General features: G+C 34.1%; 27 protein-coding genes. 7 read left to right on the top strand and 20 right to left on the bottom strand.

Going from position 1 to position 25,109, the window contains the following annotated elements:
• Positions 1 to 12: 12 nt before the first annotated feature.
• The 3 genes from Q4500_RS14725 to Q4500_RS14735 are packed head-to-tail and all read right to left on the bottom strand — an operon-like array spanning position 13 to position 2,091.
• Positions 13 to 1,308, bottom strand: coding sequence for a DASH family cryptochrome (locus Q4500_RS14725; RefSeq protein WP_303600387.1), 1,296 nt, complete (start codon positions 1,306 to 1,308; stop codon positions 13 to 15).
• On the bottom strand, positions 1,301 to 1,456 hold the full coding sequence (locus Q4500_RS14730) for a DUF2256 domain-containing protein (RefSeq protein ID WP_299325835.1): 156 nt from the start codon (positions 1,454 to 1,456) through the stop codon (positions 1,301 to 1,303). Before Q4500_RS14730 ends, Q4500_RS14725 begins: the two co-directional genes overlap by 8 nt.
• Positions 1,456 to 2,091 carry a flavin reductase family protein gene (locus tag Q4500_RS14735; RefSeq protein ID WP_303600388.1) on the bottom strand — a complete coding sequence of 212 codons (636 nt, stop codon included), beginning with the start codon at positions 2,089 to 2,091 and terminating at the stop codon, positions 1,456 to 1,458. Before Q4500_RS14735 ends, Q4500_RS14730 begins: the two co-directional genes overlap by 1 nt.
• Positions 2,092 to 2,244: 153 nt before the next feature.
• Here Q4500_RS14735 and Q4500_RS14740 point away from each other — a divergent pair, with 153 nt between their 5' ends.
• Positions 2,245 to 3,588, top strand: coding sequence for an NAD(P)/FAD-dependent oxidoreductase (locus tag Q4500_RS14740; RefSeq protein ID WP_303600389.1), 1,344 nt, complete (start codon positions 2,245 to 2,247; stop codon positions 3,586 to 3,588).
• Here Q4500_RS14740 and Q4500_RS14745 read toward each other — a convergent pair whose 3' ends face one another.
• The 3 genes from Q4500_RS14745 to Q4500_RS14755 form a co-directional block, all read right to left on the bottom strand.
• On the bottom strand, positions 3,589 to 4,002 hold the full coding sequence (locus Q4500_RS14745; protein ID WP_303600390.1) for a DUF4174 domain-containing protein: 414 nt from the start codon (positions 4,000 to 4,002) through the stop codon (positions 3,589 to 3,591).
• Between the two features lie 70 nt (positions 4,003 to 4,072).
• Positions 4,073 to 4,852 carry a zinc ribbon domain-containing protein gene (locus Q4500_RS14750; RefSeq protein WP_073247240.1) on the bottom strand — a complete coding sequence of 260 codons (780 nt, stop codon included), beginning with the start codon at positions 4,850 to 4,852 and terminating at the stop codon, positions 4,073 to 4,075.
• 1 nt (position 4,853) lies between these two features.
• Positions 4,854 to 5,948, bottom strand: a complete 1,095-nt coding sequence (locus tag Q4500_RS14755) for a Nif3-like dinuclear metal center hexameric protein (protein ID WP_303600448.1) — start codon at positions 5,946 to 5,948, stop codon at positions 4,854 to 4,856.
• Between the two features lie 50 nt (positions 5,949 to 5,998).
• Here Q4500_RS14755 and lpxK point away from each other — a divergent pair, with 50 nt between their 5' ends.
• The gene (gene lpxK / locus Q4500_RS14760; protein WP_303600391.1) at positions 5,999 to 7,000 is read left to right on the top strand and encodes a tetraacyldisaccharide 4'-kinase; all 1,002 of its coding nucleotides are present in this window, start codon (positions 5,999 to 6,001) and stop codon (positions 6,998 to 7,000) included.
• Here lpxK and Q4500_RS14765 read toward each other — a convergent pair.
• The 9 genes from Q4500_RS14765 to Q4500_RS14805 form a co-directional block, all read right to left on the bottom strand.
• Positions 6,981 to 9,200 (bottom strand): ATP-binding protein, encoded by a 2,220-nt coding sequence (locus tag Q4500_RS14765; protein ID WP_368389773.1) that lies wholly within the window; start codon positions 9,198 to 9,200, stop codon positions 6,981 to 6,983. The genes lpxK and Q4500_RS14765 overlap by 20 nt on opposite strands.
• Positions 9,197 to 10,207 (bottom strand): type I glyceraldehyde-3-phosphate dehydrogenase, encoded by a 1,011-nt coding sequence (gap, locus tag Q4500_RS14770; protein ID WP_303600392.1) that lies wholly within the window; start codon positions 10,205 to 10,207, stop codon positions 9,197 to 9,199. The genes Q4500_RS14765 and gap overlap by 4 nt, the downstream gene beginning before the upstream one ends.
• Positions 10,208 to 10,316: 109 nt before the next feature.
• Positions 10,317 to 11,192 carry a lipoyl synthase gene (gene lipA / locus Q4500_RS14775; protein ID WP_036156039.1) on the bottom strand — a complete coding sequence of 292 codons (876 nt, stop codon included), beginning with the start codon at positions 11,190 to 11,192 and terminating at the stop codon, positions 10,317 to 10,319.
• 108 nt (positions 11,193 to 11,300) lie between these two features.
• Positions 11,301 to 11,858, bottom strand: a complete 558-nt coding sequence (locus Q4500_RS14780; RefSeq protein ID WP_303600393.1) for an RNA polymerase sigma factor — start codon at positions 11,856 to 11,858, stop codon at positions 11,301 to 11,303.
• 43 nt (positions 11,859 to 11,901) lie between these two features.
• Positions 11,902 to 12,105 carry a membrane or secreted protein gene (locus Q4500_RS14785; RefSeq protein ID WP_073247251.1) on the bottom strand — a complete coding sequence of 68 codons (204 nt, stop codon included), beginning with the start codon at positions 12,103 to 12,105 and terminating at the stop codon, positions 11,902 to 11,904.
• Between the two features lie 75 nt (positions 12,106 to 12,180).
• Complete coding sequence (locus Q4500_RS14790) at positions 12,181 to 12,939, bottom strand: anti-sigma factor (protein ID WP_299801106.1); 759 nt, start codon at positions 12,937 to 12,939, stop codon at positions 12,181 to 12,183.
• On the bottom strand, positions 12,936 to 13,499 hold the full coding sequence (locus Q4500_RS14795; RefSeq protein ID WP_299325791.1) for an RNA polymerase sigma factor: 564 nt from the start codon (positions 13,497 to 13,499) through the stop codon (positions 12,936 to 12,938). Before Q4500_RS14795 ends, Q4500_RS14790 begins: the two co-directional genes overlap by 4 nt.
• 206 nt (positions 13,500 to 13,705) lie before the next feature.
• The gene (murB, locus tag Q4500_RS14800; RefSeq protein ID WP_303600394.1) at positions 13,706 to 14,722 is read right to left on the bottom strand and encodes a UDP-N-acetylmuramate dehydrogenase; all 1,017 of its coding nucleotides are present in this window, start codon (positions 14,720 to 14,722) and stop codon (positions 13,706 to 13,708) included.
• Positions 14,722 to 15,912 carry a pyridoxal phosphate-dependent aminotransferase gene (locus tag Q4500_RS14805; protein ID WP_303600395.1) on the bottom strand — a complete coding sequence of 397 codons (1,191 nt, stop codon included), beginning with the start codon at positions 15,910 to 15,912 and terminating at the stop codon, positions 14,722 to 14,724. Before Q4500_RS14805 ends, murB begins: the two co-directional genes overlap by 1 nt.
• Before the next feature lie 148 nt (positions 15,913 to 16,060).
• Between Q4500_RS14805 and Q4500_RS14810 the strand changes: the two genes are divergently transcribed.
• A complete protein-coding gene (locus Q4500_RS14810) occupies positions 16,061 to 17,398 on the top strand; it encodes an aspartyl protease family protein (RefSeq protein ID WP_303600396.1) in 1,338 nt (445 codons plus the stop codon).
• Positions 17,399 to 17,451: 53 nt separating this feature from the next.
• Here Q4500_RS14810 and Q4500_RS14815 read toward each other — a convergent pair whose 3' ends face one another.
• Positions 17,452 to 17,841, bottom strand: coding sequence for a DUF1573 domain-containing protein (locus Q4500_RS14815; protein WP_303600397.1), 390 nt, complete (start codon positions 17,839 to 17,841; stop codon positions 17,452 to 17,454).
• A gap of 197 nt (positions 17,842 to 18,038) precedes the next feature.
• Between Q4500_RS14815 and Q4500_RS14820 the strand changes: the two genes are divergently transcribed.
• The 4 genes from Q4500_RS14820 to Q4500_RS14835 all read left to right on the top strand — a co-directional run bounded on the left by Q4500_RS14820 (position 18,039) and on the right by Q4500_RS14835 (position 22,852).
• A complete protein-coding gene (locus Q4500_RS14820; RefSeq protein ID WP_303600398.1) occupies positions 18,039 to 20,669 on the top strand; it encodes a valine--tRNA ligase in 2,631 nt (876 codons plus the stop codon).
• A gap of 128 nt (positions 20,670 to 20,797) precedes the next feature.
• Positions 20,798 to 21,682 carry a dienelactone hydrolase family protein gene (locus Q4500_RS14825; RefSeq protein WP_303600399.1) on the top strand — a complete coding sequence of 295 codons (885 nt, stop codon included), beginning with the start codon at positions 20,798 to 20,800 and terminating at the stop codon, positions 21,680 to 21,682.
• 142 nt (positions 21,683 to 21,824) lie between these two features.
• On the top strand, positions 21,825 to 21,992 hold the full coding sequence (locus tag Q4500_RS14830) for a lmo0937 family membrane protein (protein ID WP_027067903.1): 168 nt from the start codon (positions 21,825 to 21,827) through the stop codon (positions 21,990 to 21,992).
• A 95-nt stretch (positions 21,993 to 22,087) separates the two neighbouring features.
• Positions 22,088 to 22,852, top strand: a complete 765-nt coding sequence (locus Q4500_RS14835; protein WP_303600400.1) for a creatininase family protein — start codon at positions 22,088 to 22,090, stop codon at positions 22,850 to 22,852.
• On the opposite strand, the gene Q4500_RS14840 is transcribed toward Q4500_RS14835, so the two are convergent.
• The 4 genes from Q4500_RS14840 to Q4500_RS14855 all read right to left on the bottom strand — a co-directional run bounded on the left by Q4500_RS14840 (position 22,849) and on the right by Q4500_RS14855 (position 25,108).
• On the bottom strand, positions 22,849 to 23,319 hold the full coding sequence (locus Q4500_RS14840; protein ID WP_303600401.1) for a doxx family protein: 471 nt from the start codon (positions 23,317 to 23,319) through the stop codon (positions 22,849 to 22,851). The genes Q4500_RS14835 and Q4500_RS14840 overlap by 4 nt on opposite strands.
• Positions 23,320 to 23,399: 80 nt before the next feature.
• Positions 23,400 to 23,651 carry an acyl-CoA-binding protein gene (locus Q4500_RS14845; RefSeq protein WP_299801115.1) on the bottom strand — a complete coding sequence of 84 codons (252 nt, stop codon included), beginning with the start codon at positions 23,649 to 23,651 and terminating at the stop codon, positions 23,400 to 23,402.
• Positions 23,632 to 24,315, bottom strand: coding sequence for a phosphatidylserine decarboxylase family protein (locus tag Q4500_RS14850; RefSeq protein ID WP_299325769.1), 684 nt, complete (start codon positions 24,313 to 24,315; stop codon positions 23,632 to 23,634). Before Q4500_RS14850 ends, Q4500_RS14845 begins: the two co-directional genes overlap by 20 nt.
• The gene (locus tag Q4500_RS14855; RefSeq protein ID WP_073247271.1) at positions 24,305 to 25,108 is read right to left on the bottom strand and encodes a phosphatidate cytidylyltransferase; all 804 of its coding nucleotides are present in this window, start codon (positions 25,106 to 25,108) and stop codon (positions 24,305 to 24,307) included. Before Q4500_RS14855 ends, Q4500_RS14850 begins: the two co-directional genes overlap by 11 nt.
• Between the last annotated feature and the right edge of the window lies 1 nt (position 25,109).

Below are 25,109 nucleotides of genomic sequence, written 5' to 3' on the forward strand. Positions count from 1 at the left end.
TTGTGGTTAAGGTTAGAACAATGTCTTTTGTAACCATAACCTTTGATATTTACCTGTAGCATCATATCGTTCAGCTTGACCTTTAATATTAAACTTTCGGTTTCTGGGATCATTACCTATACCGCTAGCGTACATCCAATTTCCCCAATTACTATGTACATCATAATCTATTAGCATACTTTCAAAATAAGCGGCACCAATACGCCAATCTTGCTCTAGTTCTTTAGACCAAAAGCTAGCCACATTTTGTCTACCTCTATTGCTCATCCATCCAGTTTCTAATAGTTCTATCATGTTAGCATTTACAAAAGGTTCTTTAGTTAAACCATTGATCCAAGTATGTTTATTCTTTTCATTGATTTTCGGATCATAAATACTATTAAGAATTCCCCCTATCTTAAAAATTGCATCTTGGTGTTTTAGCGAAACATATTTAAAATAATCCCTCCAAATCATTTCAAAAATCAACCAATACGTATCTTGATTTTTAATGATTTCTCTTTCAAATTTCTTTACCTCCCAATAAATTGTTCTCGGCGAGATACTGCCGTTTGCCAACCAAGCAGATAATTTTGAACTGTAGTCGACACCAATTAATCCGTTTCTCGTTTTTTTATAAAAACCTAATTTTTTAGTTTCCCAAAAGTAATGTTGAACTCTCTTGAGCGCCTCTAGTTCTCCGCCTTTGAAAGGGAAAGCATTATTAACATGTGTAGAGAAATTGGTAAAACCTAATTCATTTAAAGTGGGAATTTCAGTTTCATTTACCACTAAGTTTTCATGTGACATTTTTGGTGGTAGTTTCGCTATTGGTCTTACTTTGCTAACTGCCTCACACTTTTTTCTGAAGTTAGTAAAAACATCGGGTATAGATTTAAAGTCATCAAAAGGTATGTCATCTGGGTGATATAAAAATTGATCATATATTTCATGAAAGTTAATGCTAGGATCTAAGTTATTTTTTACATTGTTTAGTATAACCTGTTCATCTCTAGTCCATTCTTTTTGTAAGAAAATAGTGTTTATGTTTAGGTTGGCAATAAGGCTTGGTAAGTGATCTACAGTGTTACCGCGATAAACAAAAAGCGGAATATTTAGTTTTTCAAGCTCTTCTTTTAATTGCTGTACAGTTTCCAACAGAAATTTTGCCCTATACTTTTCTGTTCTTTTGAATCCGAATTTATCAGGTTCAAAGTATGAAGATTCAAAACAGTAAAAGCCTATAACCTTTTTTCCTTTCACTGCTTCAACAAGCGAAGAATTATCACGAACCCGTAGGTCGTTTCTAAACCAGATTAAATTATTCATGAATTTCGGTTTTCAGTTTATTACGTCTACATTTCTCCCCGCAGTACTTTACATCGTCCCAATTGCGTGCCCATTTTTTGCGCCACGAAAATGGTTTATTACATGTAGCGCAAATTTTTGTTTCCAGGTTTACTTTTTTATGAGCCACTATAGTATAAGTTTACTGGGTTCGTCTGGTTTTGCATAAGCGAATCGTGCTAAAAGCTGAGGTAGGGCATAAGCATCTAATCCATTTATGGCGACAGTATGTGCCTTGTCTAATTGCAACCAACCGTCATTTTGTAAAATATCGTCCGGTAAATAGACATGCTCAATAGCGCCAATAATTAATAAGCATCCATTCTCTTTAATTTCATATTCGTTCACATAGCTGCAACCCAATTTAATAGCACTCTCTTTTACATACGGAGCCTGAAAATTATCTAAATAAGATTCGGTTAAGTTGGTTTTTGAAAACTCTGAAATATCTTCATCATAACTAGCGGCAGTATGATGAGCATCTTTTATGATAGATTCGTTTACCTGGTTTACTGTGAAGAATCCGCTTTCTTTAAAGTTGGTATAGGTGTTTCTTTTAACGGTTAATGGTCTAAGAATAAACCCTAGCATAGGTGGTGTACTACCAATATGAACCACCGAATTGAAAATAGCCAAATTACTAATGCCGGTATCAGATTTAGAACCTAATAAGTTGGCAGATTTATAACCCGTACAACTATTAATTAAATGAGCTCTGTATCTACTAGGCATTTTAACTAGATCTTCTTTACTAAAATGTTTCAAATTGTATGTTTTGTTTAACAAAAATAATTAAAAATTAAACAGATATGAGCTCAATAAAGAAAATGATTAGTTTAGTTTATCTCTTTATACAAGAAATGAAGGCATAATTTCCTATTTTTAACATTCAATTAATGTTGGCTTAAAGCCTAAAACATGACCCAAGAAAAAAAGAACATTGCCATTATTGGTTCAGGCCTAGTAGGGTCTTTGCTTGCCATTTACCTGAAAAGATACGGACATCAAATTACGGTTTTCGATAGAAGACCAGATATTAGAAATATAGAATTTTCTGGTCGATCCATAAATCTTGCTATGAGCAATAGAGGGTGGAACGCTTTGAGGGCAGTTGGCATAGAAGACGAGATTAAAGAAATTGCCATACCCTTAGATAAAAGGGCGATGCACGTAATAGGGAAGGAGCAATATTTTCAAAAGTACGGTAAAGACGGCGAGGCTATTTGGTCTATTTCTCGTGGCGTACTTAACAGGCGAATGATTGATTTGGCAGAAGAGAACGGAGTAGAGTTTCGTTTCGAAGAAAAAGTTTGGGATATAGATTTACCAGGCGCCAAAGTATTTACAGGGGAAAGTGAAAAAGGGGAGTGGATAGAATATCCGTTCGATTTAGTATTTGGTTGTGACGGAGCATTTTCGCGCGTTCGTCATAAAATGCAACGACGTAGTAGATTTGATTATTCTCAGCGTTTTATCGATGTTGGGTATAAAGAATTGACCATACCAGCAAATGCAGATGGTTCTCATAAATTAGATAAGAATTCTTTTCATATATGGCCACGTGGTAAATTTATGTTTATCGCTATGCCAAATTTAGATGGCAGTTTTACCTGTACATTATTTATGCCCTTTGAAGGTGATGTTTCATTTGAAAATATAAAGACCAAAAAAGAAGCGGTACATTTTTTCAATACCTATTTCCCGAATGTTATGGATGATATAGAGAATCTTACAGAAGATTTCTTTAAGAACCCCACGAGCGCCATGGTAACGATGAAATGCTATCCTTGGACATATTGGGACAAAGTGGCCCTTGTAGGCGACTCAGCGCATGCCGTAGTGCCATTTTACGGACAAGGAATGAATGCTGGCTTCGAAGATATTTTTGTGTTAGATGAAATTATAAAGGAATTCGGAGATGATTGGGGACGCATTTTTTCTACCTATCAAGAAAAACGCAAACCGAATGCAGATGCAATTGCAGAATTAAGCTATCGTAATTTTGTGGAGATGAGCAGTAAAACTGCCGACACTAATTTCTTACTACAGAAAAAAATAGAAAAGCACTTTTCGGCAAAGCATCCAGAAAAATGGATTCCTGCTTACAGTAGAGTAACATTCTCAAATAGACCCTATGCAGAAGCATTGGTAGAAGGCGATGCACAAGAAGATATTATGAGAGAAGTAATGAAACTGCCAAATATAGCAGAGAAATGGGATAGTGAAGAAGTTGAAAAACTAATGCTAAAGCTAATAGGCTAATTACTTATTATACCTCATTTCACTTTTACTCATTGGCATACTATCTATTAAGTCAAGCAATTTTTCTAGGTTAAATGGGTATGTAGCTTTAGATTTAATTCCGCCATCTTTTCCAGTTAAAATATAACCATCGTATGTTTCTGACAATATCTCTGTTTTTTTTATACCAGTAGTTTCTCTATTGGTGTTATAAAATACATCGTCTTTGTAAACGAAAACAAGAATATCTCTTTCAGTAAATTTAGAAACATTTGTGTCAATAATTTCTAAGGCAGACTTTACATCGGTAGTGTTAGTATCATTTTCATAAAGAATAACTATTCTATTTTTCCATTTGTAGTCCGATAAATCTTGAGCTTCTATATTAAGACTATACATCATAATAAAAATTAAAAGGATTTTTAAAGATTTCATAGTCATGAATGTAAACAAAAAAAGCCATCTTTTAAAGATGGCTTTTTTAATATATGTAAGATGTTTGCTATTATAGTTTAGCGAACATTTTTTGCATTTTTTCGCTTTCTTCTTCAGCTAACGTTGGGTCAACTAAAATACGTCCACTATGCTCATCTGTAATTATCTTCTTTCTTGAAGCAATTTCAACTTGAACCTGAGGTGGAATAGTAAAGAAAGAACCACCAGAAGCACCTCTTTCAATTGGCACAACAGCTAAACCATTCTTAACATTGTTACGAATACGTGCATATGCCTTTACCAAACGCTCTTCAATTTTATCTTGAAATTTGATAGACTCTTCTAATAACGCTTTTTCTTCTTTCTCAGTTTCAGCAAGAATAGCGTTCAATTCGCTTTTCTTATGCTTAAGGTGAGCTTCACGTTCAGATAAACGTTCTTTTGTTTCAGAAATAACCGCTTTCTTCTGATCAATTTGAGCTTTAAATTCTTTAATGTTCTTTTCAGCTAATTGAATTTCCAATTCTTGAAACTCCAATTCTTTACTGATAGAATTAAATTCTCTACTGTTACGAACATTTTTTTGTTGCTCGCCGTATTTTTTAATTAAAGTCTTTGCTTCCTCAATAAGGTTCTTCTTAGCACCGATTTCAAAATTGATATTTTCTAAATCAGATTTAAGTTTATCCATTCTCGTTTTTAGGCCAAGGACTTCATCTTCCAAATCTTCTACTTCTAAAGGAAGTTCACCACGAACATTCCTTATTTCATCAACTCTAGAATCAATTAATTGCAAATCATATAATGCTCTTAACTTTGCTTCTACAGATGAATCTTCTTTTTTTGCCATATTAAAAATAATTGATGGGATTTGTTATACTTTCCGATAAATGGATTGCAAAATTAGGAATTTTTTTCGTAAGATAATCAACTAAAAGGTTTTTTGTAAACTGCTCAGTTTCAAAGTGTCCTATATCTGCCAAAACTATTTGGTTTTCAGCCTCGTAAAATTGGTGATATTTAAGGTCTGCAGTAACAAATACGTCTGCTCCGGCAGCTTTGGCAGCACTAATAGCAAATGAACCACTACCGCCAAGCACAGCTACTTTTTTAATCGGTTTATTTAAAAAATTGGAATGACGTACCAATTTAGCGTTCATTTTAAGCTTTAAATGGTCAAGAAATTCGGTTTCAGTGATTTCTTTGTCTAATTCACCTACCATACCCATACCAATATATTGGTTGGTATTTTCTATAGTTTGTATGTCATAAGCCACCTCTTCGTAAGGGTGAGATGACAACAAGGTTTTAATTATAACAGATTCTTCATTCTTACCAAAAACACAAGTAAACATTATTTCACTCTCTGTATGTGTTGTACCGATGCTTCCTTTTGTTGGGTTTGCATATTTATTGGCTTTATAGGTGCCATTACCTTCAACCGTAAAACTACAATCAGAATAGTTTCCAATTTCACCTGCACCAGCTTTAAAAAGTGCATTTTTCACGTCTTCTAGATTGTCGCTAGGAATATAAGTGGTCAATTTTTTAATCGTATTTTTTTGAGGGATAAGTATTTGAGTATTCGATAAGCCTAGAATCTCACAGATTTTAGCATTTACGCCTTGTCTAGCGTTGTCAAGAGCTGTATGGTTAGAGTATATGGCAATGTCGTTTTTAATCGCTTTAATAACCACACGTTCCACATAATTTTTACCGGTTATTTTTTTTAATCCTCCGAAAATAATAGGGTGGAAGCTTACAATTAAATTACACTTTTTAGCGATAGCTTCATCTACAACATTTTCTAAAGTATCTAGGGTAACTAAGACTCCGCTGACTTCTGTTGAGGCGTTACCAACTAACAGTCCTACGTTGTCAAAATCTTCGGCATAGGTCAAAGGTGCGAAGTCCTCTAAAATTTGAGTGATGTCTTTTACGGTCATTTTATTGAAAAATAAGATATTCAAAGATAAATTATTATAATTTCGTTCTGATGCAGGTGTTACGAAAACTTCTTTTTCCTATTTCATTAATTTACGGACTGATTGTCTTTCTTAGAAATCGCTTGTATGATATGGGTGTTTTTTCTTCTCAATCATTTGCTGTAAAAACAATTTGCGTAGGTAACCTAAGTGTAGGCGGCACAGGAAAAACACCTATGATAGAGTTATTAGTGCGTGCACTAAAAGAAGATTATGGTGTAGCTATACTAAGTAGAGGATACAAAAGAAAATCAGAAGGGTTTTTACTTTCAGATGATAAAACAATTGTTGAAGATTTGGGTGATGAACCTTCTCAACTAAAATCCAAATTTCCAGAAATTACGGTAGCTGTCGATGCCGATAGAAGAAATGGTATTAGTCAACTTGAAAATATAATTAAGCCAGATGTAATTCTATTAGACGATGCTTTTCAGCATAGAAAAGTAAAGCCAGATTTTTCTATTCTATTAACCGCATATGATAATTTGTATGTGAATGATTGGTATTTACCAACGGGTAACTTGCGAGATTCTAAAAAAGAGGCAAGTCGCGCAAATGTGATAGTAGTAACTAAATGTCCGGCAAATTTATCTCAGCAAGACAGAGCTTCAATAGCGGCAAAAATAAATATAGCATCTGATCAAAAGCTATTGTTTAGTTATTTGAGGTATAATACTGATTTAAAAGGTGCTGAGGTAACTTTAGATTCGTTAAGGGGTGAAAAAGTTACATTGGTAACTGGTATTGCCAATCCTGCGCCATTAGAGAAATATTTACTTTCAGAAGGTCTCACTTTTGAACACCTAAAATATAATGACCACCATTTTTTTTCTGATCAAGAGATTGCGCTATTGAGAGAAAAGGAGTGTATACTAACTACAGAGAAAGACTATGTACGTTTACAATCTAAACTACCTAAGTTGCACTATATTGAAGTTAAGCATGAGTTTTTAGAAGATGGTAAAGCGATTTTAGAAGCAGCGTTAAATCAGTTTATGACAAAGACTTCTTAGGTCTTTTGTCAAAAATATTCTCCCCTATCTTTTGGTAAAAAACTTCAGGCTTAAAGGGTTTAGTAACTACATCGTCACAACCTGCGGCGTAGAAACTCTCTAAACTATCATCTAATGAAATTGCTGTAAGTGCAATTATTGGAGTGTCTTGATTGAATTTCCTAATTTGAATGGTCGCTTCTTCACCACTAATACCGGGCATATGAATATCCATAAGTATGGCATCATATACATTCTCTTGAGCGGCTGTAACTGCTTCATGACCGTTATTGGCAATATCACTGGTCATATCTCTTTTAGAAAGCATCTTTTTGGTGATAACTTGGTTTATTTTGTTATCCTCAACAATTAGTAAATGCAGCCCTTTAAAATCATAATCTTTAGGTGTAATTTCAAACGGAATATCTTCAGTTGTACTGTCAATGCTCTTCATCTTAATTTCGAAGAAGAAAGAACTTCCCTCATCTAATGCACTCTCAAGCTCAATTTTACTTTCAAATAAACTAAGTAGACTTTTTACAATAGTAAGACCTAAACCAGTACCGCCATACTCCCGGTTGATTTGAATAGAGCCTTGTTCAAATCCTTCAAAAATACTTTTTTGCTTTTCTTTTGAGATACCTATACCATTATCTTTAACTTCAAAGTAGATGGTAATATCATCTTCGATTTTGTTTAATAATTTGGCAATAACCTTTACCTCACCGCCTTTAGTAAATTTGATAGAATTACCAATCAAATTCATGAAAATTTGAGAGAGTTTTAGCGGGTCGCTCAATAAATTACCTGGTATTTCAGAATCGTATTCTAAAACTAAGTTTGTCTTATTTGCCTTTGCACTTTGTCCTAAAGAATTAATTACTTCATTAATCACCTTATTTAGGTTAAACTCCATGTTTAAGGGTTCTAATTTGTTTGCATCAATTTTGTTGATGTGTAGAATGTCGTTAATAAAGTTAAGTAAGTAATCTCCCGAGAATTTTAAAGCCTTTAAGTGTTCTTTCTGATGCTCTTCTGGGTTTTCTTCTAATAGTAGATGGGTTAGGCCAGTAACAGCGTACAGCGGAGTTCTAAGTTCGTGACTCACTGTAGAAAGGAAATTCGTTTTCGCTTCCATAGCTTGTACGGCGCCATCACGAGCAATTTGTAGTTCTTTGTTTTTAGTCTGTAAAAGGTCGTTGGTTTTTAATTTTATCTGATTATTCCTATACAGAGTAACTGCCAATAATGAAATAATAATTAAAAATGCAGAAGTTAAAATTGCCGTAAGTTCAGATCTGTTTTGAGATTCGGTAAGTTCTTCTATTTTTTTCTCTTGGCGTGCAATCTCTTCAGTCTTGTAATCATCCCTAATCTTATCTGCGGTTTTAGCTTCAATTATATTTTTATCAATATTGAAAATCGAATCTTTTAATTGAACTAAATTTTGTGTATTCACAAGAGACTTTTGGTATAAGCCTAGTCTTTCGTATGCAGAAGATAATAATGTGTTTGAATTTTTAATGTCTTCTAAAAACCCGTTGGCAGTAGCAAGCGTTAGTGCATTCTCTCCGTTTTTTGCAGCCTCAGATAAATTGTCGATTTTTAAATTTAACTCAGCAAGTGTTAAATAAGCCTGCGTAGTAAGGTATTCTTTTTCGTAAAGATCTGTGTTTACAATAAGTGAGTTTAAATTTTTAGTGGCACTATCATATTTCTCTAAACTGAGATATACCTTAGCTTCGGTCAGTAAAAGATTATTGTAAAAATTACGATCGTTATTTAGTTGTTTAGCTTCGTTGAGCATGAACAAGGCTTGAAAGTTTCTGTTACTTCTGTGTAAAAGGATAGCTTCAATATATTTGTGCATACCATCACCATAAGGGTATTCGATATCTTTTAAAAGAACGCTGGCGCGATCCCAATAGAATTCGGTATCACCTTCTTTATCAATCTTTAAGTAGAGTAATGCTAATTCGTGTAAACTATCTATAAGTCCTTTAATATCTTCACCTTTTTCAGCTTCGTTTGCAGCAGTATTTAATGTTTCAAGCGCAAGATCGATTTTATCTTGATTCTTAAATTTTCTTGCTTGATCGAAATAAGGTTGTATATCTGTTTTTTGAATTTGATCTTGTGAGAATAGGGCAGTGGTAGTCGCCAAAATTACAATGGGGACTAGTAAAATTTTAAGTGCTTTATTTAAAAATAAAATCTTCAAATATAATTTTTAGTACTAATAAAATTAATTAAATCTATGATTCTGCTGCTGTATCCGGTTTCATTATCATACCAGCCGATAATTTTAACCATTTTACCTATTACAGAAGTCATCAAAGAATCAAACGTACAAGAGTAGCAACTATTGTTTATATCAATAGAAACTATTGGATCACTAGTGTAGTGTACTATATTTTTAAAATGGTTTTGTGATGCTTTTTCAAATGTAGAGTTTATTTCTTCAATACTTGTAGCTCGTTTTACGTTAAGGGTAATATCGGTCAACGAACCATTAGGTACGGGTACTCTTATACCGCAACCCCCTATAGTATCTGCTAATTCGGGAAATATTTTGGTCAATGCTTTTGCTGCACCTGTAGTAGTAGGCACTATAGATTGCGATGCTGCACGAGCCCTTCTTAAATCTCTATGAGGTTGATCGTGTAGGCTTTGGTCGGTAGTGTAAGAATGTATGGTTGTTATATAGGCTTGTTCAATACCACATAAATCGTTGATAATTTTTATCATTGGCGCAGCATTGTTCGTGGTGCAAGACGCATTAGATATAATATCATCAGATTTTGTCAACGTATTTTCATTAATACCAAAGACAATCATTTTTATGTCATCTTCAGTTGGCGGTACTGATAAAATTACCTTTTTAGCCCCATTTTTAATATGAAAAGATAAAGTATCTCTGTCCTTAAATTTACCGGTACATTCTACAACAACATCTACCGCTTTAGTTGACCAGTTAATTTTAGAAGGGTGAGATTCGTTGTATAAAGAAATAGCATTTCCGTTTACAATTATGTGCTCTTCATCATGTGAAATGTCAAGGGGTGAGGTGCCGTGAATACTATCGTATTTTAATAAATGCGAAAGCGTACGGGTATCTGCCAAATCATTGATGGCGACCACATTTAGATTTTCATGCGCTTGTAGAAGGTGAAATAAGGTTCTACCTATTCTTCCAAAACCATTAATGCCGATGTTCAGTTTATGCATTGGTTACCGATAAATGTGTTTAGTTAATACTAATAGTTCTATTTGATTAGAACTAGCAATTTGGCTTAGATCAGTTTCTAAGTAAATTAAGTAGTACGCTCTTAGAGATTTATAGAATATGCTTGTGTGCTTTGTAAGAAGATCTAACTAAGGCACCACTTTCAACATGTCTAAATCCCATTTCAAGACCTATATCTTCATATTTCTTAAACTGTTCTGGAGTAATAAACTCTTTAACAGGAAGATGTTTTTTCGACGGTTGTAAGTACTGACCTATAGTAACAACATCAACATCTGCGTTACGCAAATCTGCCAATGTGGTAATAACTTCATCTTCGTGTTCACCAAGACCTAGCATAATACCAGATTTAGTTCTATTGATGCCTTGCTTTTTCAAGTAATTAAGCGCTTCAAGACTACGTTCGTATTTTGCTTGTATACGTACTTCTCTAGTAAGTCTTTTAACAGTTTCCATATTATGTGAAACAACTTCTGGAGAAACCGCTACAATTCTATCTAAATGCTTTTCTATACCTTGAAAATCAGGTATTAAAGTTTCTAAAGTTGTAGTAGGATTCATTCTACGTATCGCCTTAACTGTTTCTGCCCAAATGATAGAACCCATGTCTTTAAGGTCATCTCTGTCAACAGATGTAATTACAGCGTGCTTAATACCCATAATTTTTATTGATCTAGCAACCTTTTCAGGTTCAGCCCAATCTACATTTTCAGGTCTACCGGTTTTAACACCGCAGAATCCGCATGATCTAGTACAAACATTACCTAGTATCATAAAAGTTGCGGTACCTTCACCCCAGCATTCGCCCATATTAGGGCAGCTACCACTAGTGCAAATAGTATGTAGGTCATACTTATCTACCAAACCTCTAAGTTGAGTGTATTTCTTACCCGTAGGTAATTTAACTCTAAGCCATTTCGGTTTGCCTTTTGGTGGGGCAACATTTTCTTTTAAAACTGTAGACATGCTCTAAATTTTATACAAATATACGAACTAAAAAAGTGAGGATAACGCAGAATTACGTGCTACACAAATGAGTTCTAAATTATGAGAAATTTCTAATTGAATTATAATTTACTTTCTGTCTTTGATAATTTCAGAAAGTAATTTTTTAGCCCTTAGAAGTTTTACTTTAACACTGTTTATGGGTTCGTTTAAATGAGTGGCAATATCAGCATAACTTAACTCATTAAAATACCTAAGATTTATAACGGCTTGGTAGTGAGGTTTCAGTTTTTTAATATCTCTAAGTAAATCGGCTAAATTTTGTTCTTGAATCAATTGGTCTTCCATAGAAGGTGAAGCATCTAAGGCGCTCGTTATTACTTCAGAATTACTTCTAGAATCTAATAAGCTCTTTTTTCGCTTTCTAACTAAATCGATATGTATGTTTTTAGAAATAGCAATCAACCAAGTTTTAAATACGTACGAATCGTTATAAATCTTTATTTTATCGAAAGCTTTAGAAAAAGTTTGAATGGTAATGTCTTCAGAATCATTCTCATTTTCGGTACGCTTTAATTGAAAGCCATAAACATCATTCCAAAACATATCTAATAGGCGACTAAAAGCAATTTGCTTGCCTTCTTTCGCTTTTTGTATTGTTTCTTCTAAAGTGTCTGTTTTATTCAAAAAATGATTTTGATATGCGTAATGTTAATATAAGAAATTTTGATTACTCGGTAATCATATCCTTCTTACAATCTTGTTCACTTGGCATTTTGCCACACATACCACAGGCTTGACCATCTTGATTTAAAAAAGGACTTTGACTTGCGCAAGTTCCTGCAAACTCTCCGTCTTTTTTAGACCATATTTTAATTGCGATACCCGCAAAAGCCAATGCTAACAACCCAATGGTTAATAATACTAGTTTCATGTGCTAAATTTTAAACAAAGATAAAAAATAAAGCCCCAATAATGGGGCTTTAAGAATACTTTATGTGTGTTAGCTTTAGTAAGCTATATTCGCCACTATGTTTTCTACACTAGGTGCATGGTTACCACCTTTTTGCTCAATGGTAATATAACCAACGGCATTTTCTGCATATGGCAATGCCAATAATTTTTGTTGGTCACCGGCTTCTTCGATAATACCAAGATTTATCATTTTGCCGTTAACTTCGGCCCACATTTGAAAACATTGACTTTCTGGAATATGAGGTAATTTGCTAACGTTGATATATGATAACTTCTTAACAGGGTTTATATAAGCAACAGCTTTTAAGTCTTTTGCTTTTTGGTTACCCTTTACGTTGTACTTTTTAGTTTGAGGATTATTTAGAACGATAAACTGGTTACGTACATCTTCTAACTGCTCTTTCATGTTTTCTTCAAGCAATTTTATCTTATTGCTAACAACACTGTTCTCTTCTTGTAAACTCTGGTTTTGATTCCAGAAAAAGGTAGAGATACCGATAAACATAATAGCTGTAATACTTGCTGCAATAGCGTAACTGTAAAATCTTTTTCTACCCTTACGTTCCGCTCTTATTCTAGAGTTAATTTTGTCTTTTAAACCTTGTGGAGCTTCAATTGCGTGAAGCTTAGCGAAAATTTCAAGATTATCCTGTAATTCGCTATATGTTTCCCTTACCTCTGGGTACATAGCAATATAGCGCTCTACCTGAAGGCTTTCCAACTCGGTAGTTGTTCCCAATAGATACTTTTCTAATAAATCAGAATCAAGGAAAATTCTTATTTTGTCTTTCATAATACGAAATTTAATAACATGGCAACTACGGCAGGACCATAGATTTTGCCTAATTCGCGTAATCCAATTTTAAGTCTAGATTTAATAGTTCCTAAAGGAATATCCAACTCATCACTTGCTTCTTGTTGGGTCATACCTTGAAAGAAAAGAGCTTCTAAAACAATTTGATATTTATCTTCAATTTTGTCTAGATGTTCTCTTACATCCATTAACTCAGGTCTTGTACTTTCTACGCCTAAAGTATATACGTCAGAAACGTCTATTTGGATTTCTTTATCAGATTTTGTGTTGACACTTCTTAATTTGTCAATAGCGGTATTTCGTGTAATTCTAAAAAGCCAAGTAAAAAGTTTCGCTTTTTTAGGATCGTATGTATCCGCTTTTTTCCAAATCTTCACAAAAGATTCTTGAACTACATCTTGAGCCAAATCGGGATCACGCACAACCTTGTTCGCCACACCTAGTAGGGTGTCAGCATAATTATCGTACAAGAGAGAAATCGCTTTTTCGTTTCTTTCTTGTAATAATTCAACAATATGATTTTCTAATAGAGTGCTCATAATTTATATGATGTACATTTTTTTTTAGAATGGACATCCAAATGATAATATTGAACCGTATATGGTTAAACGCTAAATTATAAAATTGATTGTTATAGATGCGTTTTCTAAAAATATATATTGAATAAGTGGTCAGCTGGTAACTGCCCACTTTGTTTTTGGTTGGTTTGGTTTGGTAATAACCCTTGTAATTTTTATTACAGGGGTTATTTTATTAAGTTAACCTCCGGACTTATTTCAATGCCAAATTTTGTTTTTACGACTTCAATAATTTTCGCCGCAAGGTCTAGAATTTCTTTACCAGTTGCCTTATCATAATTAACAAGTACCAATGCTTGATTTTTATGAACCCCGGCATCACCAAAACGTTTTCCTTTAAAACCACATTGCTCAATCAACCAACCTGCGGGAATTTTATATAATTCATCGGTTATCTTATAAAAAGGAGCTTCGGCATTTTTTGAAATAAAAGCTTCAAAAATTTCTTTTGAAACTATCGGGTTTTTGAAAAAACTACCACTGTTGCCTAGAACTTTTGGATCAGGCAATTTGCTTTGTCGTATAGCAATTACCGCATTTGAAATATCTTTAATGGTAGGTATTGAAATCGACTCTTTTTGTAATTGTTCTTCAATGGCACCGTAACCAGAATTAATCTGATGATTTTTTTTGGTAAAAGAAAAGGTCACCGAGGTAATTACGAATTTGTCTTTTCCTTCGTTTTTAAAGAATGAATCTCGGTATCCGAACTTGCATTCTTCTTTTGTTAAGGTAACTAATTCTTGGTCAACAATTCTAACGGCATCACAACTTACAAAACAATCTTTTAGTTCAACACCATATGCACCAATGTTTTGAATAGGTGCGGTACCGGTGTTGCCAGGTATTAATGACATGTTTTCCAATCCCCCGAAATTATTATCTAAAGTCCACATGACTAGCTCGTGCCAATTCTCACCTGCCATTACCTGTACTTGAACCGTTTCGTCAGATTCAGATAAAATTCTCTTTCCTTTTAAATCAACATGAACAAACAACGCATCGATTCGATCAGAAAGCAGCATATTACTGCCGCCGCCAATTATTATTTTTCGAGGATAGTTTTTTTTGCTAAGAATATACTTTAATTCTTCAATAGAGGTTACTTCTGCAAAATATCTTGCGGTAGCATCAATACTGAATGTATTGTAATTCTTTAAAGAAAAATGTTCTAGTACAATCATTAACCTTTGTAACTCTTAAGTGCTTCTTTTAGTATGCGAACTGCTCTTTTTAAGCTCTCTTGATCAAGAACGTATGCAATTCTAATTTGATTTTTACCTAAACCTTCGGTAGCATAAAAACCTGCGGCAGGTGCAACCATAACAGTTTCGTTATTTAAATTAAAGTCTTCTAACAGCCATTGTGCAAAATGGTCAGCATCTTTAATAGGTAATTCGGCAATACAATAAAACGCACCTTGAGGTCTTGCAATCTTTACACCTTCAATTTGTTCTAATTCTGCAATTAATATATTTCTTCGGGCTACATATTCGGTTTTTACCTCTGCAAAATAACTATCAGGAGTGTCTAAGGCCGCCTCGCTTGCAATTTGAGCATATGTTGGTGGCGAAAGTCTTGCTTGTGCAAATTTCATTGACGTTGCAATAAATTCTTTATTCTTAGAAACTAGGTACCCTATACGAGCACCGCACATGCTGTACCTTTTAGAAACTGAATCAATAACAATGGCATGTTCCTCTAATCCTTCTTCTTTTAGTATTGAAGCATGGGTTTTGTCATCATAGGTAAATTCTCTATATACTTCGTCGGCAACTAAAAAGATATTATGTTTTTTAACTAGAGTTGCTAGTTTTTGAATTTCTTCTTTACTATATAAATAACCAGTAGGGTTACCAGGGTTACATATTAATATAGCCTTAGTTCTAGTGGTAATTAGCTTTTCAAAATCTTCGATAGGTGGTAGTGCAAAATTATCTTCCAATTTTGAAACTACAGGTACAACAGTTACACCACAGGCAGTTGCAAATCCGTTATAATTGGCATAAAAAGGCTCGGGTATTATAATTTCATCGTTAGTATCAGCAATAGTGTTCATTGCAAAAGACAATGCTTCAGATCCACCTGTAGTTACAATAAGGTCTGTAGCACTTACATGTATATCATATTTTTCATAATACTTGGCGATTTTAGTTCTAAATTCTTCAGAACCTTCGGTACGGCTGTATTCTAAAACACTAAGGTTGTTATTCTTTACAGCATCTAAAGCCTGTTGCGGGGTTTTTATATCTGGTTGTCCAATATTTAAATGAATAACGGTAACCCCTCTTTTTTTTGCATTTTCAGCAAACGGTACTAGCTTTCGTATCGGAGATTGGGGCATGGTAAGCCCCTTATTTGAAACAGATGGCATATGAATTTTATTTTACACAAAAGTGATAAATGATAATGGTTCATACAAAGTAATTAGGTTTTTATTTGATTTTTTGCTCTGTGTTAAAATTCGAGTTTATATCAAATAATTATGTACCTTAAGAAGGGATAACTAATTCATATAGATTATGTTACGAAAATATTATTTAATTTTAATCCTTTTTATTTGGAGTTTTTCTTTTTCAGGAAAAGCTCAAACCTTTCAATTACCTGCCGGAAAGAAATTTCAAAAAGTCAAATTCGAGCTCATTAATAATTTGATGGTCATACCTGTAGAGGTCAACGGTACCGAGCTATCATTTGTACTTGATTCTGGCGTTGGTACACCCATATTGTTCAATTTAGCCGATCAAGATTCTATTCAATTAAACAATGTAACGGAAATAACTATAAATGGATTGGGTGATGGTGACCCTATTAATGCCTTAAAATCAACTAGAAATTTTGTGCAGCTTGGTACTATTAAAAATACTTCTCAAAATATTTATGTAGTTATGGATGCTGGTATTAATTTCTCACCGAGCCTAGGCGTACCTGTACATGGTATCATAGGTTATGATCTGTTCAGAGATTTTGTAGTCGATATTAATTACGTAAAACAAACTATTAAGTTTTACGACCCAGAGCTTTACAAGTATAAAGAGTCAAAGAACACTAGAGTAGTAGATATGTCGGTTATTAGAAAAAAAGCTTATGTAGATGCTTTTGTAATGATAAATAAAAAAGAAGAAATACCTGTTAAAATGCTATTGGATACTGGTAGTAGTGATGCTGTTTGGCTTTTTGAAGATGAAAGAATTCAATTGCCAGAAAAACATTATCAAGATTTTTTAGGAAAAGGACTCGCTGGAGATATTTATGGTAAGAGAACAAAAATCAGCCATTTAAAAATTGCAGATTTTATACTGAGTGATGCCAAGGCGGCTTTCCCTGATATGGAGACTTTTACAACGATTACAGATTTCGGTGGTAGAAACGGAAGCTTGGGTGGTGAGGTTATTAAGCGTTTTAATATTGTATTCGATTATAAGAATGAGAAATTGATAATGACCAAAAATTCTAATTTTGGTAAGCTATTTCAGTATAATATAAGCGGAATCGATTTGCAACATGCAGGTATGCGATACGTGTCAGAAAGAATTACCGATTCTAATGGCGTGGTTAATAGTGATGCCAAAGCGTATGGCGATGTGCAGATAATACTGCAAGGTGCGACTAAGGTAAGTTTAGTGCCAGAAATTATTGTATCGGGTATACGACAGGGGAGTCCGGCACATTCGGCAGGCTTGCGAGAAGGAGATGTAATTTTGGCAGTTAATGGCAAACGCATCCACAGGTATAAACTACAAGAGATAATGCATATGCTTAATTTTAAAAAAGACAAACGGGTGAAGGTATTGGTAGAGCGCTATGATAACGATCTGCTTTTTAGTTTTGTTCTAAAACCTTTGTTTGATGAACAATAAAGCATAAAAAAAGCCCAACTTCTCAGTTGGGCTTTTCGTTTTTTAATTTATTTTTATTTGGTACCGGTAGTAGCTTGAACTTCTCCTTTGATTTTTAAAACCTTAGTCGGAGTGTCAGCATTAGATATTACCGTAATCGCTTTACGAATCGGACCAACTCTATTGGTATCATATTTTACCTGAATCTCACCTGTTTTACCTGGTAAAATTGGGTCTTCTGGTTTCTTCGGAATTGTACAACCACAACTAGAACTTACTTTACTAATAATAAGTGGTGCAGTACCAGTGTTTGTAAATTCAAAAACTCTTACTCCGTCAGATCCTTTAGCGATTTCGCCGTAATCTACAGTCTCAGATTTAAACTCTATTTTGGCAGCGGTATCTTGAGCAGTTAAGCTAAATCCTAGCAAGCCAATAAATAATACAAGTACTATTTTTTTCATCATTTTTAATTTTGGGTGGAAGTCAAAATTAAATCTTTTCAGATCAACCTCAAAATCCTTTTGTTATACTCTAACGTTACTTATTTTTGTTTCGTATTTATCTTTGGGCAAAATTCAGCTGAAATGACCGTTAGAATGTCAATTCGGCTTTATTTTTAACAACCCATTTTATTATTATTCAAAAACTGTTCCAAAAAATGGAAATTCCTTCAAAATATAATCCGCAGTCCACAGAATCGCATTGGTATGATTACTGGATGAAAAACGGTTACTTTCATTCTGTACCAGATGACAGAGAACCTTATAGTATTGTAATACCACCACCAAACGTAACGGGCATATTACATATGGGGCACATGCTGAACAATACCATACAAGATGTATTGATCAGACGAGCCCGTCTTTTAGGCAAAAATGCATGTTGGGTGCCAGGTACAGATCATGCCTCTATTGCTACAGAAGCAAAAGTTGTTGCTAAATTAAAAGAGCAAGGCATCAATAAAAACGATCTTACGAGAGATGAATTTTTAAAGCATGCTTGGGATTGGACAAATGAATACGGCGGAATCATTCTTGAGCAGTTGAAAAAATTGGGCTGTTCTTGCGATTGGGACCGTACCGCGTTCACTATGGATCAAGAACGCTATGATAGCGTTATCAAGGTTTTTGTGGATCTATTTAACAAAGGCTTGATCTACCGAGGGTATAGAATGGTGAATTGGGATCCAGAAGCTCAAACAACCCTGTCAGATGAAGAGGTGATTTATGAAGAAAAGCAAGGCTTGTTATATTATCTATCTTATGCTATTGAGGGTTCAAATGAAAAAGTAACCATTGCGACCACAAGACCAGAAACGATTTTGGGTGATACTGCTATATGTATTAATCCGAATGACGAACGATTTACGCATCTAAAAGGTAAAAAAGTAATTGTTCCTATTTGTAATAGAGTAATACCAATAATAGAAGATGAATATGTAGATATTGAATTCGGTACAGGTTGTTTAAAAGTGACGCCTGCACACGATATCAATGATAAAGCTCTTGGCGAAAAGCATAATTTAGAAACTATCGATATTTTCAATGACGATGCGAGCTTAAATAGTTTTGGATTGCATTATGAGGGTAAAGATCGTTTTGTTGTTAGAAAAGAAATCTCTAAAGAATTAGAAGAATTAGGTGTTCTGGTTAAGACAGAGACTCATATTAATAAAGTAGGTACTTCAGAAAGAACCAAGGCTGTTATTGAACCGAAATTGTCCGATCAGTGGTTCCTGAAAATGGAAGATTTAGCAAAACCGGCTTTAGAAGCGGTGATGGAGACTGGCGACATTAAATTGCATCCAAAGAAATTTGAAAACACATACCGTCATTGGATGGAGAATGTTCGTGATTGGAATATTTCAAGACAACTATGGTGGGGACAGCAAATACCAGCTTTCTATTTCGGTGACGGTCAAGAAGATTTTGTAGTAGCGGCAAACGTAGCAGATGCTTTAAAGCTTGCAAAAGAAAAATCAGGGAAGTCAGATTTACAAGAAAGTGACTTGAGACAAGATGCCGATGTTTTAGATACATGGTTTTCATCTTGGTTGTGGCCAATGAGTGTATTTGGCGGTATTATGGAGCCGGATAATGAAGAGATAAACTATTACTACCCAACGAACGATTTAGTAACTGGGCCAGATATTTTATTTTTCTGGGTAGCTAGAATGATAGTTGCCGGTTATGAGTTTAGAGGAGAAAAGCCTTTTAAAAATGTTTACTTCACCGGATTGGTGAGAGACAAGCAACGTAGAAAAATGTCTAAGTCGTTAGGTAATTCGCCTGATGCTTTAAAGTTAATCGAAGATTACGGTGCCGACGGAGTACGTGTAGGTATGTTGATGTCTGCAGCTGCAGGTAACGATTTAATGTTCGATGAAGATTTATGTCAGCAAGGAAAAAACTTTGCCAATAAGATCTGGAACGGATTTAGGCTAGTACAAGGTTGGGAAATAGCAGATATTTCGCAACCAGAAGCTTCAAAGCTTGGTTTAGAGTGGTATGAGTCTAAATTGAATAAGACATTATTAGAGATAGAAGATCATTTTAGTAAGTTCCGTATTTCAGATGCTTTAATGTCTATTTATAAATTGGTTTGGGATGATTATAGCTCTTCGTTATTAGAGATAATTAAACCTGCCTATCAACAGCCAATAGATAGAGCAACTTATGACAAGGTAATTCAATTGTTTGAACAGAACTTGAAGTTGTTGCATCCATTTATGCCATTTTTGACAGAAGAAGTTTGGCAGCATATTGCAAAAAGAGACAAGACGGAGGCATTGGTGATATCAAAATGGCCAACAGTTGGTATAATTGATGAAGAATTAATTACGCAGTTTGATTTTGCTACAGAGGTGATTGCAGGTGTGAGAACCATTCGTAAGAACAAAAACATTCCAATGAAAGAAGCATTGGAGTTGTCAGTTCTAAATTCTGAAGAAGCAAGCAACCGTTGGGATGTTGTGATTTCTAAGTTGACCAATGTCTCAGAAATCAGTTATATAAATGAACAAGTAGAAGGCGCATTGACTTTTCGTGTAAAAAGTAACGAATACTTTGTACCAATGGAAGGTGCCATTGATATTGAAGCAGAGATTGTTAAGATTAATGAAGAGCTAAAATATACTAAAGGATTCCTAGTATCGGTTCAGAAAAAACTTTCTAATGAGCGCTTCGTAAACAATGCACCCGAAAAGGTAATTGCTATAGAACGCCAAAAATTGGCAGATGCAGAAGCTAAAATAGAAACTTTAGAAAAAAGTTTAGCGAGTTTAGGATAATACTTTAATAGCTTAGATAAATAAGCCTCATTCCTATTTATTTGGGAATGAGGCTTTTTCAATTGTTAAAAGTATTTAGGTAATCATGATGTTTTCGTACTTTTAAATAGAACAAAAAAGCTAAGAAAATGAAACAACTGAAAAAAGAAGATATCAAGCAAGAGGTATTTGATCTCTATGATGCCTATGCTCATAATAAATTAGAACGCCGAGACTTTGTACAAAAATTGTCAATGTACGCTGTAGGCGGTCTCACAGTGCCTTCATTAATGAGTTTTTTGATGCCCGATTATGAGAATACCTTTTTGGTAGATAAAAATAATCCAGATTTAGATTCGGGTTTTATTACTTATGATTCTTCTAAAGGCGGCGGTGAAATCAATGCATTACTATCCAAGCCAAAATCGGCAGAAGGCAAATTGCCAGGTATCGTAGTGGTTCATGAAAATAGAGGTTTGAATCCGTATGTAGAAGATACAGCGAGAAGAGCAGCTTTGGCTGGTTTTATAACTATTGCACCAGATGCTTTGAGTCCGCTTGGTGGTTACCCGGGTAATGATGATGAAGGTCGTGCAATGCAGAAAACCCGAGATAGAGATGAAATGTTAGAAGATTTCATAGCGGCATTTGAATATTTGAAAAATCATGAAGATTGTAATGGTAAGATAGGAGTTGTAGGTTTTTGTTTCGGTGGATGGATTTCTAATATGATAGCAGTGAAAGTACCAGATTTGGCAGCTGCAGTACCTTTTTATGGCGGTCAGCCAACAGAAGGCATAGAAAATATAAATGCACCCTTGATGTTGCAGTATGCAGGTTTAGACGAACGTGTAAACGCCGGATGGTCGGCTTACGAAAAGGCACTTAATGAATTAGGTAAAGAGAATGTTGCTTATTTCTATGACAATGTAAATCATGGGTTTCATAATACATCTACCCCAAGATATGATGAGTCTGCGGCAGAACTGGCGTGGTCACGTACTATTGAATTTTTTAAAGAAAAGTTAGTGTAAATTGCTAATTATAAGTGTTTTTAATTTTGGTTGTACTGATTATCACGCTGATTTTGAGCTAGTAATCAATTGATTTGAGTTAAGTAAACAGAGGTGATCCCTCTAAATTTGTCATATAAACAATCTAAAAAAAAAACACATTATGAGAAGTCTATTATGGTTAGTAGCAGTTATTTGTATAATTATATGGTTATTGGGAATGTTAGGTATTGTTCCTGGTCTTGCAACAGGTAGTTTAGTACATATTCTATTGGTGATTGCGGTTATTGTTATTCTTTATAATATCATATCTGGTAAGAAAGTCTTGTAAGTCAGATTAAAGAAACCATATTTATCAAAAAAAAATATAGGAACCCTTGATTAATTTCAAGGGTTTTTTTATGCTTAAATAGTATCTTTAATACTATGATCAGACCTTATGTACTTGCCGAAACGAACTGGGAACATTTAAAAGATGAACAAATAGAATTGGCAGTTTTGCCTTGGGGTGCTACAGAGGCACATAATTATCATTTGCCATACGGTACAGATAATTATCAGGCGCAAAGTATGGTTGAATCGGCTGCTAAAATCGCCTGGGACAAAGGTAAGAAGGTGGTAGTATTGCCAATGATTCCTTATGGTGTAAATACAGGTCAAAGTGACATTTATTTAGATATGAATCTAAATCCGTCAACGCAATTGGCTATTCTAAAAGATTTGGTGACGGTGTTAAATAGACAAGGCATTAAAAAATTGCTGCTTTTTAATGGTCATGGTGGTAATAATTTCAAGCCTCTTGTAAGAGAGTTGGGCTTGATGTTTCCAGACATGTTTATAAGCTTTTGCTTTTTTCCGCCGATGTTAGATAAATCTAAATATTTTCAAGAAGCGGGTGATCATGCCGATGAAATGGAAACGAGCCTGATGCTTTATTTGAGACCTGATTTAGTTCAACCAAAAGAGAAATGGGGTAGTGGTAGTGCTAAGTCATTCAAAATAGAAGCGTTTAATGAAGGTTGGGCTTGGGCAGAAAGACAGTGGTCTAAGGTAAGTAGCGATACAGGTATAGGTAATCCGGAGTTTGCTACTGCAGAAAAAGGAGAACGTTTTTTTAATGACGTTTGCCAAAAATTAAATGATTTATTTTGTTCTCTTTGCGACGCCGACTTAAAAGATTTATATCATTAATTTTTAATAGCAACTAATTTATTTGAAGACGATGCTAGAGTGGCTTTTCTTCTTAGATTAATATCTAAATCAATTTTTAGTGATATTAAAGCACTTAAAATAATGATGTTTTTAAAAATGTACTGCCCTGCTAGGGTGAATACTAATTCGCCTTTGCCAAAAATTTCTTCAGGTAATAAGAATAGTGGGCTAAATGTAAATAGTATATGAATTATAGCGATACCAATAAATAATCTAGGTTTCCAATTTGCTATAAGAAAGATACCAATTAAAGTTTCTCCTATAGCTAATGTAATCAAGCCTATTTGTGAGGGTAAAATCCCTAAGGTTAAAATACTAATTGTATCAGTGGCTAAATCTTCTGCTGGACTCAGGTGTGGAATAAATTTTATAAACCCAAAAATTAGATACACAACACCGATAGAAATACGAAGAATATTGGTCTTTATCTTTTCTAATCTTTTCATCGAATGTTGGTCAATTGTTTACTAATTATTTTAAACCATATATACACGACGTAAACTAATGTATAGATAATCGATAATTATCATTTTAGTTCTTTGGTGACTAAATCAATATATGATTGCATCGCTTTTTTCTTGCTCATGTTCTTGGCTTGAATCAATGCATTTGCTTTAAACGCATTAATTAAGGGAGTTTTGCTGCCAGGATTATTAAAATTTGCATTGGCTATTTTGTAATAAGCATACAACTTTAAAAGTATATCTGCTGGGATCGGTTCGGTAAAGTTATTGACCAAAGCAACGGTTTCCTCAAATTCAATACGTAATTTCTTCATTCTCGTTTGGGTCAACAAAAGTTGCTATACAAGTCTCTGCACCTTTAACCTTTTGGTTTAGCTTTACATTAATTTGACAATCTAAAGGTAGAAATAAATCAACTCTAGATCCAAATTTTATAAATCCTGCGTCATCACCTTGTTGTACACTTTCCCCTTTTTCTGCGTAATTAACAATACGTCTAGCTAATGCACCTGCTATTTGTCGATATAAAATTTCGCCAAATTTTGGTGTCTTTATAACTACAGTAGTTCTTTCGTTTTCTTCACTAGATTTCGGGTGCCATGCAACTAGAAATTTACCAGGGTGATATTTAGAAAAAATAATGCTACCACTAGCCGGGTATCTTGTTACGTGAACATTAACAGGAGACATAAAAATTGAAACTTGTCTTCTTTTTTCTTTAAAGAATTCTTTTTCAAAAACTTCTTCAATAACAACAACCTTGCCGTCTACAGGAGACAGAATTTCATTGAAATCTTTTGCAGCCACTCTTTTAGGGTTTCTAAAAAACTGAAGAATGATTATCAATAGTATTAAACCCAGTAATTGAATGGTCAGTTTTAACCAAGATATATCAATGAAGAAATGAGCTAAGAGTACACTGATTCCTACTAAACAAAAAGAAAACAATATAATTTTTTGTCCCTCTTTATGAAACATAACTAAATATATTTAAGGTTAAATAAGCAAATGGAGCTGCAAAGACCAAACTATCTAAGCGATCTAACATGCCACCATGCCCTGGTAATATAGCGCCACTGTCTTTAACACCAGCTGCTCTTTTTAATTTCGATTCTATTAAATCGCCCAAGCTACCGGCAACAACAATTACAGTTGCAAGTATCATCCATTGAATTGGGCTAATTAAAGCTTCAAAGGTAGCCATTAAATATGCGGCTATTAGTGCAAATATAAAGCCTCCTAAGGTACCTTCAATGGTTTTTTTAGGAGAAACTGAAGGAAATAATTTGGTTCTACCTATGCTTTTACCTACTAAGTAGGCAAATGAATCATTTACCCATATTAGAATAAAGATACCCATGATTAATAATTTGGCAAAGGCGTCATTCTTGTAAGGTATCATTGTTAGAAAGATACATCCGCCGCCAATATAAAATAGTCCGACTATAAACTTCATCGGGGTATTGAATTTTATCGGTTTTTTAGTGAAAAGGTTAATCAAAAGGTATATATCAACAACTATAGTAATAACCATTAAAATATTGATTATTTGTTGATCTTTTACTAAATAAATAAAAGCCCACCATAACGCCAAATACGCAGCAAAAATGTGATAGCCTTTTAAATGGACTAATTTTTTATACTCGTATAAACATGCTAAACCAAAAGTCATGAATAAAAAATCGAAAGCATCAGAACTTAAAAAGACTGCTGATAATAATAATATAATATAGACAGCCCCGGTTAATGACCTTCTTAAAATTTCTTTCATA

It is taken from the genome of Maribacter sp. 1_MG-2023 (genome assembly GCF_030547005.1).
GTDB lineage: Bacteria > Bacteroidota > Bacteroidia > Flavobacteriales > Flavobacteriaceae > Maribacter.

Bases quoted from the DNA above. Each gene is read 5' to 3' on its own strand.
- Q4500_RS14750 (WP_073247240.1), bottom strand. From the start codon at position 4,852: ATGGCAAAAAAAGAAGATTCATCTGTAGAAGCAAAGTTAAGAGCATTA.
- Q4500_RS14755 (WP_303600448.1), bottom strand. From the start codon at position 5,948: ATGACCGTAAAAGACATCACTCAAATTTTAGAGGACTTCGCACCTTTG.
- Q4500_RS14815 (WP_303600397.1), bottom strand. From the start codon at position 17,841: ATGAAAAAAATAGTACTTGTATTATTTATTGGCTTGCTAGGATTTAGC.
- Q4500_RS14830 (WP_027067903.1), top strand. From the start codon at position 21,825: ATGAGAAGTCTATTATGGTTAGTAGCAGTTATTTGTATAATTATATGG.
- Q4500_RS14805 (WP_303600395.1), bottom strand. From the start codon at position 15,912: ATGCCATCTGTTTCAAATAAGGGGCTTACCATGCCCCAATCTCCGATA.
- lpxK (WP_303600391.1), top strand. From the start codon at position 5,999: ATGCAGGTGTTACGAAAACTTCTTTTTCCTATTTCATTAATTTACGGA.
- Q4500_RS14820 (WP_303600398.1), top strand. From the start codon at position 18,039: ATGGAAATTCCTTCAAAATATAATCCGCAGTCCACAGAATCGCATTGG.
- Q4500_RS14785 (WP_073247251.1), bottom strand. From the start codon at position 12,105: ATGAAACTAGTATTATTAACCATTGGGTTGTTAGCATTGGCTTTTGCG.
- Q4500_RS14825 (WP_303600399.1), top strand. From the start codon at position 20,798: ATGAAACAACTGAAAAAAGAAGATATCAAGCAAGAGGTATTTGATCTC.
- murB (WP_303600394.1), bottom strand. From the start codon at position 14,722: ATGATTGTACTAGAACATTTTTCTTTAAAGAATTACAATACATTCAGT.
- Q4500_RS14740 (WP_303600389.1), top strand. From the start codon at position 2,245: ATGACCCAAGAAAAAAAGAACATTGCCATTATTGGTTCAGGCCTAGTA.
- lipA (WP_036156039.1), bottom strand. From the start codon at position 11,192: ATGTCTACAGTTTTAAAAGAAAATGTTGCCCCACCAAAAGGCAAACCG.
- Q4500_RS14835 (WP_303600400.1), top strand. From the start codon at position 22,088: ATGATCAGACCTTATGTACTTGCCGAAACGAACTGGGAACATTTAAAA.
- Q4500_RS14845 (WP_299801115.1), bottom strand. From the start codon at position 23,651: ATGAAGAAATTACGTATTGAATTTGAGGAAACCGTTGCTTTGGTCAAT.
- Q4500_RS14745 (WP_303600390.1), bottom strand. From the start codon at position 4,002: ATGAAATCTTTAAAAATCCTTTTAATTTTTATTATGATGTATAGTCTT.
- Q4500_RS14795 (WP_299325791.1), bottom strand. From the start codon at position 13,499: ATGAGCACTCTATTAGAAAATCATATTGTTGAATTATTACAAGAAAGA.
- Q4500_RS14855 (WP_073247271.1), bottom strand. From the start codon at position 25,108: ATGAAAGAAATTTTAAGAAGGTCATTAACCGGGGCTGTCTATATTATA.
- Q4500_RS14850 (WP_299325769.1), bottom strand. From the start codon at position 24,315: ATGTTTCATAAAGAGGGACAAAAAATTATATTGTTTTCTTTTTGTTTA.
- Q4500_RS14725 (WP_303600387.1), bottom strand. From the start codon at position 1,308: ATGAATAATTTAATCTGGTTTAGAAACGACCTACGGGTTCGTGATAAT.
- Q4500_RS14790 (WP_299801106.1), bottom strand. From the start codon at position 12,939: ATGAAAGACAAAATAAGAATTTTCCTTGATTCTGATTTATTAGAAAAG.
- Q4500_RS14810 (WP_303600396.1), top strand. From the start codon at position 16,061: ATGTTACGAAAATATTATTTAATTTTAATCCTTTTTATTTGGAGTTTT.
- Q4500_RS14840 (WP_303600401.1), bottom strand. From the start codon at position 23,319: ATGAAAAGATTAGAAAAGATAAAGACCAATATTCTTCGTATTTCTATC.
- gap (WP_303600392.1), bottom strand. From the start codon at position 10,207: ATGCATAAACTGAACATCGGCATTAATGGTTTTGGAAGAATAGGTAGA.